The organism is Bradyrhizobium sp. SHOUNA76 (genome assembly GCF_023006445.1).
Taxonomy (GTDB): domain Bacteria; phylum Pseudomonadota; class Alphaproteobacteria; order Rhizobiales; family Xanthobacteraceae; genus Bradyrhizobium.
This window is the reverse complement of record NZ_JALBHA010001069.1, coordinates 1-657: the sequence shown is the minus strand read 5'-3', so window position 1 is coordinate 657 and position 657 is coordinate 1. Positions and strand designations below refer to the sequence as shown.

Here is a 657-nt window from a genome sequence, read left to right as displayed (position 1 = left end):
CGCGGCAAGCTTCGCTGCCGCATGCACGGCGGTGCGCCGGGATCTGGCGCGCCATGGGGAAACCGCAACGCGCGCAAGCATGGCACCTTCACACAGGAGCGGATCGCGGAGCGAAGGGCGATCCGGACGCTGCTGGGCGAGGCGGGAAAGCTGCTGATGGATTTAGATCGCGCCCCGCAAGGACGGATCAAATCATCTGAGACCGGGAGCGGATGATCCAGGAACAGGCCATATGGCATGTGGTCTATTCAACCCAATGTCGGCGGCGTCCAATCTTAACGGAGGTTAGTGGAACTCAACGAAAGTTCCTCGATTCCTGCGCGTTTAGGGGCGCTGCCGTATTTAGCTCAAAATTGTTTTGTCTCTGCGGCGGGGCGGGCTTCATCAACCTGGAGACCTGCGATGTACCGTTACGTTGCGTTTGCGTTTGCTTTTGGTTTCATTATCGCAATTTCCTCTGGCGTAGCCGATGCGCGCCCCTTCCGATCTCACCTCGCGGCGCCGCCCGAATGCAACGTCATCATGCCGTGCGACTTCTCCGGTTCGAACATGCAGGGTCGCACGACGTCGTCGCCATTTCGCGCGCCACGCGAGGTGACGGGGCGCACCGCTGGGACGCGGATTGCCACGGCGGAAGGCGCGGGCCGGATCGTCGGC

General features: G+C 61.8%; 2 pseudogenes. Both read left to right on the top strand.

From position 1 onward, the window contains the following. A pseudogene (locus MOV74_RS39770) lies at window positions 1–216 on the top strand (hypothetical protein); the annotation flags it as partial. A 72-nt stretch (window positions 217–288) separates the two neighbouring features. After that, window positions 289–657: pseudogene (locus MOV74_RS39765) on the top strand (hypothetical protein); the annotation flags it as partial.